Annotated in this window: 10 protein-coding genes and 2 pseudogenes; 10 read left to right on the forward strand and 2 right to left on the reverse strand. The window is 54.1% G+C overall.

Translation table 11 applies throughout. The features are described 5' to 3' along the window. Window positions 1–136: 136 nt before the first annotated feature. The 4 genes from CCASEI_RS01200 to CCASEI_RS01215 all read left to right on the forward strand — a co-directional run bounded on the left by CCASEI_RS01200 (window position 137) and on the right by CCASEI_RS01215 (window position 4,382). The gene (locus CCASEI_RS01200) at window positions 137–1,144 is read left to right on the forward strand and encodes a hypothetical protein (protein WP_025386920.1); all 1,008 of its coding nucleotides are present in this window, start codon (window positions 137–139) and stop codon (window positions 1,142–1,144) included. Window positions 1,145–1,155: 11 nt separating this feature from the next. Then, complete coding sequence (locus tag CCASEI_RS01205) at window positions 1,156–2,514, forward strand: serine/threonine-protein kinase (protein ID WP_025386921.1); 1,359 nt, start codon at window positions 1,156–1,158, stop codon at window positions 2,512–2,514. A gap of 182 nt (window positions 2,515–2,696) precedes the next feature. Continuing rightward, window positions 2,697–3,599: a hypothetical protein gene (locus CCASEI_RS01210; protein WP_025386922.1), complete on the forward strand. Its 903-nt coding sequence runs from the start codon at window positions 2,697–2,699 to the stop codon at window positions 3,597–3,599. Window positions 3,600–3,716: 117 nt separating this feature from the next. Next, entirely contained in the window at window positions 3,717–4,382 is a 666-nt protein-coding gene (locus CCASEI_RS01215) for a hypothetical protein (RefSeq protein ID WP_025386923.1), read from the forward strand. Between the two features lie 185 nt (window positions 4,383–4,567). Here the strand turns inward: CCASEI_RS01215 and CCASEI_RS01220 are convergent. Then, window positions 4,568–5,299, reverse strand: a pseudogene (locus CCASEI_RS01220) (IS256 family transposase); the annotation flags it as partial. Window positions 5,300–5,414: 115 nt separating this feature from the next. Between CCASEI_RS01220 and CCASEI_RS01225 the strand changes: the two are divergent. After that, a complete protein-coding gene (locus CCASEI_RS01225; protein WP_025386925.1) occupies window positions 5,415–6,725 on the forward strand; it encodes an ISL3 family transposase in 1,311 nt (436 codons plus the stop codon). A gap of 13 nt (window positions 6,726–6,738) precedes the next feature. Here the strand turns inward: CCASEI_RS01225 and CCASEI_RS01230 are convergent. Then, window positions 6,739–7,251: pseudogene (locus tag CCASEI_RS01230) on the reverse strand (IS256 family transposase); the annotation flags it as partial. Window positions 7,252–7,585: 334 nt separating this feature from the next. On the opposite strand from CCASEI_RS01230, the gene CCASEI_RS01235 reads away from it, so the two are divergent. The 5 genes from CCASEI_RS01235 (at window position 7,586) to CCASEI_RS01255 (ending at window position 12,960) form a co-directional block, all read left to right on the forward strand. Then, window positions 7,586–8,929 (forward strand): IS256 family transposase, encoded by a 1,344-nt coding sequence (locus tag CCASEI_RS01235; protein WP_025386927.1) that lies wholly within the window; start codon window positions 7,586–7,588, stop codon window positions 8,927–8,929. A 171-nt stretch (window positions 8,930–9,100) separates the two neighbouring features. Then, the gene (locus tag CCASEI_RS01240; RefSeq protein WP_025386928.1) at window positions 9,101–10,330 is read left to right on the forward strand and encodes an IS110 family RNA-guided transposase; all 1,230 of its coding nucleotides are present in this window, start codon (window positions 9,101–9,103) and stop codon (window positions 10,328–10,330) included. Continuing rightward, window positions 10,327–11,400 carry an ABC transporter substrate-binding protein gene (locus tag CCASEI_RS01245; RefSeq protein ID WP_225868423.1) on the forward strand — a complete coding sequence of 358 codons (1,074 nt, stop codon included), beginning with the start codon at window positions 10,327–10,329 and terminating at the stop codon, window positions 11,398–11,400. Before CCASEI_RS01240 ends, CCASEI_RS01245 begins: the two co-directional genes overlap by 4 nt. Next, a complete protein-coding gene (locus CCASEI_RS01250; RefSeq protein ID WP_006823800.1) occupies window positions 11,397–12,179 on the forward strand; it encodes an ABC transporter permease in 783 nt (260 codons plus the stop codon). Before CCASEI_RS01245 ends, CCASEI_RS01250 begins: the two co-directional genes overlap by 4 nt. Beyond that, window positions 12,172–12,960 (forward strand): ABC transporter ATP-binding protein, encoded by a 789-nt coding sequence (locus CCASEI_RS01255; RefSeq protein WP_025386915.1) that lies wholly within the window; start codon window positions 12,172–12,174, stop codon window positions 12,958–12,960. Before CCASEI_RS01250 ends, CCASEI_RS01255 begins: the two co-directional genes overlap by 8 nt. Window positions 12,961–13,098 lie beyond the last annotated feature (138 nt).

The raw sequence follows: 13,098 nt of genomic DNA on the forward strand, positions 1-13,098 counted from the left end.
GTCTTAACTGTGTTTTCACCCTACAGAGGGGGTAAGTGTGGGGATCGTTCCCCATTTGCTCTCCGCTGGCTATGCAGTTTCATTTTGCAAGTGTCAGAATAATTTGAACAACCCTGGTCCCCCGAAAGGAATTCCCTTGTCAAACTACAACCTTTATGAATCGCTCAACCTTGATAGCAGCGCGTCATCCAATGAAATCGTCTCCGTATTGGACACCAGGATTCAGGAAGGAAATTTAGACAATCTCGGTGGCATTGAAGAAGTCAAGCTCGCAAAGCAGATTCTGGGGGACTTTGAGAAACGAGCAAAGTATGACGCTCGCTTGGCTGATCCGACGGCTCCCGAAATCACGGTTGACACGATTCGTGACCTAGCTGCTCTGGGCGCAGGAGCAAGCAATGCTGCAAACGCTAATGCGCAGCACCAGGATGCTCAACGTGCCCGTGGATTCAATTCGCAAATTTCCCCAGAAAGGGTTGCCGCAGTAAAAGATACCTTTAACTCAGCGGCAGCAGGTGCAAGTGAGCGAGCACGCGATGTCCAGGCTGAGTATAAAAAGTCTTCTCGTACCGCAATCATTATCACTGCCGTCGCTGCATTTGTCGTAGGTGGACTCATCGTAGGTCTCGTCAGCTCGATGTTCGGCGGAAGTTCAGTTGCTTCCGGTGGTGGTGATTACAAAGGCGCTGAAAAGTTCGCAAACTCCTTCCTCGAACTGCGTCAACCAGAGGAAACACGCGAGTGGATCATCGAAAACGCCGATGCGGCCGACAGGAGCTCGATGTTGTCACGACTCGGAATAGGCGAAGGTTCTTCATATGCCGGAATGGATGGTTACTTCGGACATAATGAAATGACTGCAGGCAAGCCTATTGCTTTGACTGAGTTCATCCGTTCTGCACATGACAGCGTAGATTCCTATGCCGAGGAGTATGGCGATTCAGATTCCAGTGGCGACAACAGCCCTGAAATCCTGTCTGAGGTGTCGCTGGGTTATTTGTTTGGCGACGAGAGTACGGAACTCGACCCTGAGAATGAGTATTTTATCGTGCCAATCATCGGTGACTCTGACTACCATGAAGGCACCTTGTCCGTCGTGAAGAATGGGAACGACTGGGTGCTTGAAGCCTTCAGTCTTGGATAGCTGCCTTTCTGATGGTTAGCAATACCCATAGTTTTATCTCAACCCTTAGCGAGCGCCACGGTTTCACGGAGATTTCTGAAATCGGGCGTGGGGGTATGGGTGTGGTTTATCGTGCATTCGACGAGAAGCTGCAGCGCTATGTAGCGGTTAAGCAGCTTTCGACAGAACTTCTCGATGAAGAAACTGGTCTCGCCCGTTTCCGTGCGGAAATGGTGACGTTAGGCCGGATTAGTCATTCAGCCGTAGTAAAAATTCATTTTGCTGAGGTTACGGAGAATGGGGATGCCTACTTCGTCATGGATTATGTCCAAGGCGAAAACCTATCCACCTTGATAAGACGACATCGGGAATGGGGAAACAGATTCACGGTCGCTGAAACTGTTGAACTATTGCGTCCAATTGCAGCCGCATTAGATTTTCTTCACATGCGGATGGATCCGCCTATCATCCACCGCGACATTAAACCGGCAAATATTCTCGTTCCAGATTCAACCGCAAGTGAGTCTAGGTCCCTGCTGACCGATTTCGGGATTAGCTTGGCTGCCGAAGATACACGGCTAACTAGTTTGTCGATGATGATCGGCACCGAGCGGTACTTTGCACCTGAACTCGTTCCTGGCGGAGAGAACGGCCCGAAAGATCTCGCGCATAGTCAACCAACTGTGGGCAGTGACAATTATGCTCTGTCACTCATTGCTTTTGAGATGCTTACGCTGCAGTCTCTTAAAGACACAATGAGTCCAAACCAGTGGGCTGAATCCGATCGGCCATTTCCTAAAATTGCAGCGCTCGGGCTGAATCAGAAAGACATGGGCGACGTCGATCGGATCGAACAGGTTCTTCGCAAGTCGCTGCATCCAGCACCGGCATATCGCTTTATGACTGCGACGGCGTTTATTCAAGCCCTGGCACAAACAGGTAACCGCGCATCGTGGCAGCGTCCACCACGTCCGCCGCAAAACGCGATAGCGAACCAGAATACGCGGATACCTGATGTGCCTACTCCATCGCAGGAGTCTTCTTCAGGGTTTGAATTCAACAAGCCAACGATGATTACGTTGAGCGCCTTGGCTGTCGGATTATTGGTAATTCTGGGCGCAATTGGCACCTTTGCCTTTCTGAATCCTGCGTGGCAAGAACCAGAATCTGCCATCGCAGATGCGTTTCCCAAGATCATTTCCGACAAGCCCGATTCCCCTGGATGGGCGGGGTTAGAGTGCTCAGCCGGCGTAGCCGGAGAGAATGAACAAGCTCGCATCGTTTGTTCTGATAGCGATCTGAGTATCACTTTCGCGGACTTTGGTTCTCAAGAAGATCGCGACAATTCCCTCGATGGTGCCGAAAGAAAACATTGGGAAGTCGGTACTTGAGAGGTTGCCACACTGAACTTGGGAACGGACGCAGAAAATAGTGAAGACCGGATTGCAGTAGCCCCTATGAATGACAAAGAAGAGTTCGGAATCTACCTAGAAGGCTCTCAGGCCAAGGATCGTTTTCAAACACTTCCGTTGTGCTGACGCTTTCAAAACTTAACTAGAGACAAAGAGGACAAATGAGTAATCCGTGGAATGGTCCAGAGAAACCTGAAGAGAATAACCCATGGGCACCCAAGGAAAATAATCCGTGGGAACAACCCGATGATTCAGCGCCACCGACAGCAGGGTGGGGACATGCTGGCTACGGCTCCCAACAGCAGTTCCATGAAGATACGGATAGTCTTGGGGATGCAGGTTCGGTCCAAGCTCCATCACCCGTGAAGAAAAAGAACCGATTGGGCGGATTCTTGATCGGGCTCATCATGGTGCTCGCCTTGGCTATTATTGCGGCCGTTGCCTGGTTATATCTCAGCGGTCGTATCGGGGCGGGCGAACAAGATAGTTCTGAAGGAAACGAAGAAGCGGTAGTTCAGACCGCAGAACTTTCAAACGAAGAATCCGCTAGTGCGGCTCCCGGCAGTTCGGAGAGCGCCCCAGCCTCAGCTTCCTCAGATCCATCAGAGGAAGCATCGGAAGAACAGCCTGAGGACGTATCGAGTGAAGAGCATAATGATGAGGAATCGGGCGAAACAGCTAGGTCTGTAGGACGACCTGCCACAGAACCTGCTGCGCCGGAGCTGCCAGAAGCAGCCCGCGGCGCCGGGTTAACACTGTCCGGATGGTCGGATAATGCTGCGACCCGCTGTGACAGTTCTCAGAACCTCGTATACGCCGGCCGTGACAGCGATGCTTGGATTACGGTGTGCGAATCCAATGGGCAGATGACTTATAGGTCAGATATTTTCGGTGGAACCTTGACGGCTACTGTAGACCAAAGTCGCTCCAACCCAGCTCGCGGTGAGTTCTACGTCGATGCTTCACCGTCTATCATTCAAGTGGTTGGTGGTGGCGTGGAAGTATTCCAAGGCGGTACTCTGATAGCCGAGAAGAACTTCCCTTCAGCCTGGGTTATCGACTAGCGGATTCCTTCCGCGTACTTAGCCTATTAGCTTCAGAATGTCGCGTTAAAAAGGGCTTCTGGGGAGCACTCCCCACATTGTAGAAACGCTCTATCCAGGTGTTTTACAGTAATAAGCATGAGTACATCGAACACTGACATCATGCTAGCACCTGGCGAAAGCGGCCACTACTCTCGAAGCTTCCGCCCCAACCTTCTCCTCTTCTGGCTACGCGACACCTATTTGGTGACCAACAAGCGACTCGCCTTGAAATGCGCCAACACCATCTTCGGATTCATTCCACTCGGATTTGAAGAGAAATCCATTCCAATGGGCTCCATCGCCGGCGTCAACTCATCATTCAAAGTTAAGCCGGTTCGGCTACTCTTTGCCGGCTTTATAGCAGCGGTGATGCTCTTCATGGGACTGTCGGCGCTTGCGGGTGGTGCGGTCGGAGGGCTCTTCCTTCTTCTTGCTGGAACTTTCTTTGCAGCCATTGCGGCCAATTCCATCATGGCATCCCTAAGTGTTACCAATAATGGTGGCGGGGTAAACGAGGTAACAGTCTCCATCTTGGATAAAGCAGCCCTGGACGATTTCAAGAACAAAGCTACTGAGTACATCTACTCAGCTTCTGCAGGCGGAATCTCCTGGCAACAGGCATACGCAAGTAATTCTGAGGGGTTCCAGAATTCTATGGGTCAACCACAGGGACACATTGCGCCACAGTCCCACCTTGCACAATCTGAACCTACAATCCCACCTCGACTCCCCAACCAAGGTACCGGCAATTCTGGCTGGTGATGTCCTTAGCTAACTGAGTAGGACACGCGGGATCCTCAATCGAATCGTAACAATTACTCCAGCCCAGTCCCCAATGGACTGGGCCCGATAGCGGTCAAGTCCGCCCGAGTGGTGTTTCTGCCTTTCGTTGAAACAAGCAGTGTGATGGCCTCAGGGACCAGCACGGGCTTGGTACTGTGACTGGTTCATGCGACTTCCTTGGTGGTGGTGTCGGCGTCGATGACGTTGGCGGTGATCATTGCTTTGGTTTGCTCAAGGCTTGTCAGTGACATGTAGCGGTTTTGCTGAATCCAGTCATCATGTTGTTCTGCCAACACAGCACCAACAAGGCGCACAATAGCGTCACGATTAGGGAAGATTCCAACAACATCTGTGCGGCGCCGGATTTCTCGATTGAGCCGTTCAGTGGGGTTATTCGACCAGACCTTCTTCCACACTGATTTCGGCGTATTGGTAAACGCCAATAGTTCGTCGAGGGCTTCTTCTAGGTAGTCGGCCACGTGTGGGAACTTCTGCTCGCAAAATGCCACGACCTCTTTGGCTTGGGACCACACCGATTCCGAGTCTGGTTGTTGGAATATCGTGTGAAACATCGCCGATAACGTCGGCCATTGAGTCTTGGGCACCATCGCTGAGAGGTTCTTCGCGAAATGGGTACGGCATCGTTGCCAGGACGCATTCGGTAACACGTCACTGATCGCGTGCTGGATACCTAAGTGAGCATCACTGGTTACCAAATAGACCTCATTAAGCCCGCGGGCTTTTAAGTCACGGAAGAACCCGGTCCATGACGATGCTGATTCCGATGTAGCGACCTGCATGCCTAGTAGCTCGCGGTAGCCTTCAGCATTAACCCCGGTAGCAAGGAGTACGGAGGTTTTAACCACTCGTCCGCCTTCACGGACTTTCATGGTTAACGGGCTCTTCCGTTTTTAGAGTGCATTGTGGGTGTGGCAGATAAGTAAACGAGCCTCTTGTCGGTAATGGTTTAGGTGTCGAATCTATCCACTTACCAACAAGGGGCTCTTACTCGTGGATTCTACTAGCAATGTCGTCGCTGACACCATCTGCCGCACCGCCGAACTTGGCCTAGCCATTACAGGTGCCATGGACGCAGGAGATTTCACGTTCATCGAAGCCACCGCTACCGCTTTTGCCGATTCGTGCAGTAGCTGCGCTATGTCGGGGCAGTTTCGGGATCATGCCTATCGCACTCTCATTGATCTGCCGATTGTTGGTTTCCCCACCAAGCTACGCATCCGCCTGCCACGCTATCGCTGCACCAATGACAACTGCGCAGTCAAGTACTTCCAAGCACAACTGGCATGTGCAGATCCAGGTAAGAAAGTCACCCACCGGGTCACCCGCTGGATACTACAACGCCTAGCCATTGACCGGATGAGCATTTCCGCTACTGCGAAAGCCCTCGGAATCGGATGGGATCTCACCTGCCAGCTAGCGCTGGACATGTGTCATGAACTGATCTACAACGACCCGACCCACCTGGATAATGTACAGGTCATCGGCGTGGACGAACATAAATGGTCTCACAATCGCAACGCTTATGGTGCAGGCTTTGTCACCGTGATTGTGGACATGACTGACCATCACCACAACACCAAGCGCCCAGCACGTTTATTGGGTGTGGTCGAAGGCCGCAGTGCTGATGCGTTGCGTACCTGGCTTGCTGCACGAACACCCGAGTTTCGCCGTCAGGTACGCATCGTCGCCATGGACGGATTCCAGGGCTATGCCACGGCCAGCAAAGAACTTGTGCCCAACGCCAGGCGGGTTATGGATCCGTTCCATGTTGTGCGTTTAGCTGGCGATAAGCTCACCGCCTGCCGGCAACGACTCCAGCGGGAGAAATACCAGCGCCGCGGACTCACACACGACCCGTTGTACAAGAACCGGAAAACCTTGTTGACCACGCAGAAATGGCTAACAGACAAGCAGCAAGCCCGCCTGGATGAGCTCTGGGCTTATGACAAAGACTATGGGACATTGAAGATGGCGTGGCTTGCGTATCAGGGCATTATTGACTGCTATCAGATGAGTGATAAACGCAAGGCCAAAGCGCAAATGCGCGATATCATCAACGCGCTATGCAAACTTCCGTCCACGAATAAAGAACTTGCACAACTTGGCCGCAGTCTAGATAAACGCCTAAGTGATGTCTTGGCATTTTTCGACGTAGGAGTCTCCAACGGACCAGTCGAAGCCATCAATGGACGCCTAGAACACCTCCGCGGAATCGCGCTTGGATTCCGCAACCTCACCCACTACATCCTTCGATGCCTCATCCACTCCGGACAGCTCACCCACAAAATCAACGCACTCTAAAAACGGAAGAGCCGGTTAACGCGTCACATGAGACATACAAGTATGGGCCGGTATCTAGTGGCCTGGTGCGAAAATCTTCGACCATGCAATCAAGATCTTTCGCCATCTCAGAGACCTGGGATTTTGAGAGATTATTGATACCTAGACTAGCGACAAGATCGTTCATCCTGCGAGTGGATACGCCCTTCAAGTAGCAGGTGGCTATCACGGTGGTGAGTGCTCGTTCGGCCCGGGTTCGTCGTTCCAGGAGCCAGTCCGGGAAGAACGATCCAGTGCGTAGCTTAGGTACTGCAACATCGATGGTACCCACGCGAGTATCTAGGTCGCGGTGGCGGTAGCCGTTGCGGACATTGGTGCGAGACTCAGACGTGGTGGCGTAATCGGCGCCGCAGACTTGGTCAGCTTGGGTCGAGAGGATTTGGTTAATGAAACCTTGAAGCATCTCGCGCATGAGATCTGGGGATGCTTGAGCGAGCAATTCGTCTAAGTAGGTAGTCGGGTCTATAGAATAAGGGGCAGCGGCCATCGTGGTTATCCCTTTCGAGGAAGTGTGGTTATGGAATCGAAAGGTACTACGGTGGTCGCCTCATTCATTCATAAGGGCTATCACCGATAGTTACAGATACACCACGCTAGCGGACACTGATAATAGAGAGTGCGGGACAAGAACCACTCGGAATGACCCACTAGCGGACTGGTCACAATCTGATTGTGTGCCTTCGTTGCGATCTGTCTTCCGGGCTGGTTCTCGCCCCGCACCGCGATCCGGTGATTCGGTCATGACTTTATAGGAGCGTGACCGAGAGTGTCTAATGGTTTGTGTGTGAGGGGTTTCCCTTACATGAAGGAGATAAACCATAATGGATTCTGTGGCGAAACGAGATCCGGAAGATTCCGCGAAGATTAAAGCGATCGAGCAGAAACTGCTCGCGAACCCGGAGATATCCAAGCTCATTGACGAGCTGGGAACCACAGCAACGGACGCCAACGACCTAGTCCGGGGATTACTGCAAGCTTCGGTCACCCGTGGCTTGGAAGCCGAAATGGATGCCCACCTGGGTTATTCCAAAGGCGATCGTGAGGCCAAAGCGGCCGGTGGTGGCGATAATTATCGCAACGGCTCCTATGTCAAAAAGGTTGATTCGAACTACGGCCCGGTCGATGTCACCGTCCCACGTGATCGGCAGGGCACGTTCTTGCCCACGATGGTGCCGAAAGGCTCACGCAGGTTAACCGATGTCGATGACATGATCATCAGTTTGTATGCCGGTGGCATGACAGTGCGCGATATCCAGCATCATATGGCCACGGTCATGAGGGTTGATATCTCGCATGAAACGATTTCCGCAGTGACTGATGCGGTGCTAGATGAAGTCATGATCTGGCAAAACCGTCAGCTAGACGAGTTCTACCCCGTAATTTTCTTAGATGCCCTGCGTATCAAAGTTCGCGACGGTGGACGAGTAGTTAACAAGTCCGCCTTTTTGGCTATCGGCGTGGATATGGACGGGATCAAACACATCCTGGGTATCTGGTTGGCGAAAGAAGAAGGCGCCTCCTTCTGGGCTCATGTGTGCGCGAACCTGGCAAGCCGTGGAGTCCAGGACGTGTTTATTGTCTGCTGCGATGGTTTGAAAGGCCTGCCGGAAGCGGTGGAAGCAACGTGGCCGGATTCGATGGTGCAGACCTGTGTGGTGCATTTGATTCGTGCAGCAAACCGGTGGGTGGCCTATGGCGATCGTAAGACCGTATCTGCGGCGTTGAAGAAGGTGTATACCGCGCCTGAAGAGGCAACCGCACGTGCAGCGTTGGATGAATTCGCCGACTCAGAACTGGGCCAGAAATATCCCCAATCAGTCAAGGTCTGGACGGATGCGTGGGAGCGTTTCGTGCCGTTTCTGCAGTTCCCGCCGATGGCCAGAAAGGTCATCTATACGACAAACTCGATTGAGTCGATGAATAACGAGCTGCGTAAAGCTACCCGTAACCGCGTGCAATTTACCAATGATGATTCCGCGATTAAGACGCTGTGGTTGATGATCTGCAATATTGAGGATAAACGCGCGGCTAAACGCGCAAAACAGGGCAAGAAAGCTGCTGCTACCAGCGGAAGACTCATCGAAGGCAGAAAGGTCACCAACTGGAAACAAGCCATCAACCAAATGGCCGTGGCCTACCCCGAACGATTCACCAACTACCTATAAATCACTAACCCCGAAAGCCCCACACACAAAATACTTGACACGCTCGCGTGACCTCTCACCGTGACCACCCTGGCAGGTGTCATGGTACTAGTCCCATCAGTGTCTTGTCTGCCCGAACCCTCGGATCAGCGGCTACCTTCACCATTTCCCTATACGAAAGCGCTGACAGCCATGACCACAGACATCGATTTCTCTGCAAAACCCGTTGCTGGGGTCGACACCCACACCGACACCCACACCGTTGCCACGGTGACTGCAACCGGCCGGCATCTGGCCACCGAAACCTTTCCCACCACCAGGGCCGGCTACACACACCTCACCGAGTTTCTTAACAAGCACGGTGTCGGCACCGTCGGAGTAGAAGGAACCAACTCTTTCGGTGCCGGATTAACCCGGCACCTGATAGACCGTGGCTACACGGTAGTTGAAGTCCTGCGCCCGAAGCGCAGCATCCGACGCCGGGACGGGAAGTCAGATCCGGTGGATGCCCTTGCCGCCGCGCGACAGGTCCTGTCAGGGGAAGGACTGAGCACGCCTAAAGATTCCACAGGCCCGGTGGAGTCGTTACGAGCGTTACAGATCACCCGGAAACAGCTGGTGTCCACCACCACGACACTCATCACGACGATAAAGTCGTTGCTGGTCACAGCTCCTGATGATATCCGCACCCGCTACGGAACTATGACTAACCACACCCTTGTCAACGCATTGGTGTACTGCCGTCCATCGCCGGATCTTAGCGATCCGCGAAATGGTGTGCTGACCAGCCTGAAGATTCTGGCCACGACCTACCGCGCGTTGCGGGTGCAGTGTGATGAGTTGGAAGCCCGGATCTCTGCTCTGGTGTCAATGATCAATCCTCATGTCAGCAGTATCGTAGGATGTGGGGCTCTTGTTTCCGCTGATCTGTTGATCAGCATCGGAGATAATCCTGAGCGCATTCACTCGGAAGCAGCGCTGGCGAACTTGTGTGGGGTGGCTCCATTGCCGGCAAGCTCTGGGCGAACCAACCGGCACCGGCTTAATCGTGGTGGTGACCGGCGTGCGAACTCGGCGTTGTATCGGATTGCTCTTGTGAGGATGCGCTATGACCAACGCACCAAAGCCTACGTCGCTAGGCGCACCGCAGAAGGGTTGTCGAAAAAGGAAATTATTCGCTGCCTCAAGCGAGCCATCATCAGAGAGGTCTACCGCGTGATCTGTACCAAGCGCAGTACGCCCCAACCGAGGGATCTTCGGCGAGATGAGCTGAAAGAACTGCGCATCGCGAAGCAGCTCACCCAGGTGTACGTAGCGCAACATTTAGGGTGCGCCCCGGCGAGGATCAGTGACATCGAGACTGGAAAACGTCCGTTAACGGAATTAGCGTCGGCCTACGAAAAATTCCTGAAAACCGTTTGACACACTATAGGAGCATCAACACCCCGTTGACCATCGGCTACGTGCCCATTGCGTGCTCTGCACCGATTGCTATCGCTGACGCCCTGGGCCTGTTTAAAAAGCACGGCGCGAACGTCGTGTTGAAGAAGTTCTCCGGCTGGGCTGACCTATGGACGGCCTATGCCACAGAACAGCTGGACGTGGCGCACATGCTTTCACCCATGACCGTGGCGATTGATGCCGGCGTGACCAATGCCGCGCGCCCCACGGAGCTGTCTTTTACCCAAAACACTAATGGCCAGGCCATTACTTTGGCCTCCAAGCACTATGGCTCAGTGAACTCCGCGCAGGATTTCAAGGGCATGGTGCTGGGCATCCCGTTTGAGTACTCCGTGCACGCGTTGCTGCTGCGCGACTATTTGGCCGCGAACGGCGTGGACCCCATCGCTGATGTGGAACTGCGCCTGCTGCGACCAGCGGACATGGTGGCGCAGCTGTCCGTGGAAGGCATCGATGGCTTTATCGGCCCGGAGCCGTTCAACGAGCGCGCCATCAAGAGCGGCTCCGGCAAGATTTGGCTGATGACAAAGCAACTGTGGGACAAGCATCCATGCTGCTCGGTGGCGATGGCCAAGGAATGGAAGGCGGAGCACTCCAGCGCCGCGCAAGGTGTAATCAGCGCGCTGGAAGAAGCCGCTGCCATATTGAGCACCCCGGCGCAGTTCGATTCCTCCGCGCAGACGCTGTCGCAGGAAAAATACCTCAACCAGCCCGCAGAGCTTCTCGATGGCCCATTTTCCGGCGTCTACCAAGACTGGCACGGCAACACGCATACTGACTTAGAACGCATGTCCTTTGGTGATCCAACGGACCCGGCGGCAATCGTGTGGATGGCCACCCAGATTGCGCGCTGGGGCTTGGGCGGCGACACCCTGACCATGGATGATGCCACCATCATTAAGGCTGCACAGAGTGTTTTGGCGCCTGGTCTTTCAGTTTCCGGCGAGCGTTTGAGCATCAACGGTGTGGACTTTGATCCACTTGCCCCTACCCGTGGCTATGACCACATGGACTCGGTGATTTTTCGGTGAATACTAAACCAAAACCACTACACGCCGTCATTATCGGCGTGGTGATGTTCTTCCTCACCATCGGCGTGTGGCAATATGCCGCCAACGCCGGGTGGATTAGTGATATCGCGCCAACACCAGCGAATACCTTCCAGCGCGCGGTGGAAATTCTCTCCGACCCGTTCTATCAAGATGGCCCCGCCAGCGTGGGAATTTTCTGGCACCTGATGGCCAGTTTGAAGCGCGTGCTATTGGGCTTCTTGCTTGCTGCGATTATAGCTTTGCCAGTGGGCTTTATTCTGGGGCGCAGTACCACGCTGCGCTGGGCTGTCGATCCGGTAGTGCAGGTTCTGCGCCCAGTCTCGCCACTGGCGTGGCTGCCACTCGGTCTCGCGCTTCTCAAAGACGCTGAAAACACCGCCGTCTTCGTCATCTTGCTCTCGGCGCTGTGGCCGATTCTAATTAACACCATCGATGCCGTGCGCAGCGTTAATCCGACGTATATCAACCTCGCGGATACCATCGGCACCGACTGGTGGTCACGCATTGTTTATATCTGGCTGCCGGCTTCCTTGCCGGGCATTATCACCGGTCTGCGCCTGTCATTGTCCACCGCGTGGCTAGTTATTGTCGCGGCGGAGATGCTCATCGGCGGCCGCGGCGTGGGCTTTTTCGTGTGGAACGCCTGGAACCGCCTGGATATTGACGCCATTGTTGTCGCGATTTTCATCATCGGTATCGCGGGCCTGATTCTTGACCACCTCGTCGGCGCATTGCAGAAAGTAGTTCGCTATGACTAAATCCCTAAAAACCACCGCGACTGATGCCTCAGTTGAACTGGACTCCATCACCAAGTCCTATGGCCCGACCACAATTATTGGTGATACCAGCATCAACATCAACGACGGCGAGTTCGTCGCCCTGCTTGGCCCATCAGGCTGCGGCAAGTCCACCATTTTGAAGATGATTGCAGGTCTCGCGGAGCCATCCACCGGCACCGTTAGCACCGGTCACAAGAAGGTGCAGGGGCCTGGCCCGGACCGCGGCATGGTGTTCCAGGACCATGCGCTTTTGCCATGGATGACCGCGCGCGGCAACATCGACTTCGGGCTGCGCTCCGCACGACCAGGCTTGAGCAAAACCGAGCGCGCTGAGATTACCAAGAACCACTTGGAGCAAGTAGGGCTTTCCGATGCCGCTGAGCGCCGCCCCGCCCGCCTTTCCGGCGGCATGCAGCAGCGCGTCGGCATCGCACGCGCCTTCGCCATCGACCCGCCGATCATGCTTCTCGATGAACCCTTCGGCGCCCTCGACGCCCTGACTCGCCGCGAACTACAAATCCAGCTACTCAACATCTGGGAAGCATCACGCCGCACCGTCGTCATGGTCACCCACGACGTTGACGAAGCAATCCTGCTCTCCGACCGCGTCCTCGTTATGTCCAAGAGCCCCGAGGCCACCATCATCGCCGACATCAACGTCGACCTCCCGCGCCCACGCCACGAAGTCAGCGAAGACCCTTCAGTCGAAGCCAAGACCGCCGAACTGCGCAAGGAAATGCTGAATCTGCTGGAGCACTAAGCAAAGGAACAGCGCATAATCAGTGCAGAATTGTGCAATTTTGTATCTCCAAATATGATTTATCTGAATAACTAGCATCCCTTCGGGTGAAGTATTGCGCGGGGAGAACTCCCCATATCGTCAAAATAATAGTGCCAA

Source organism: Corynebacterium casei LMG S-19264, from assembly GCF_000550785.1.
Taxonomy (GTDB): Bacteria; Actinomycetota; Actinomycetes; order Mycobacteriales; family Mycobacteriaceae; genus Corynebacterium; species Corynebacterium casei.

What these genes read in the sequence shown, in the direction of transcription:
- CCASEI_RS01205 (WP_025386921.1), top strand. Translation starts at nt 1,156, where the DNA reads ATGGTTAGCAATACCCATAGTTTTATCTCAACCCTTAGCGAGCGCCAC.
- CCASEI_RS01210 (WP_025386922.1), top strand. Translation starts at nt 2,697, where the DNA reads ATGAGTAATCCGTGGAATGGTCCAGAGAAACCTGAAGAGAATAACCCA.
- CCASEI_RS01215 (WP_025386923.1), top strand. Translation starts at nt 3,717, where the DNA reads ATGAGTACATCGAACACTGACATCATGCTAGCACCTGGCGAAAGCGGC.
- CCASEI_RS01235 (WP_025386927.1), top strand. Translation starts at nt 7,586, where the DNA reads ATGGATTCTGTGGCGAAACGAGATCCGGAAGATTCCGCGAAGATTAAA.
- CCASEI_RS01240 (WP_025386928.1), top strand. Translation starts at nt 9,101, where the DNA reads ATGACCACAGACATCGATTTCTCTGCAAAACCCGTTGCTGGGGTCGAC.
- CCASEI_RS01255 (WP_025386915.1), top strand. Translation starts at nt 12,172, where the DNA reads ATGACTAAATCCCTAAAAACCACCGCGACTGATGCCTCAGTTGAACTG.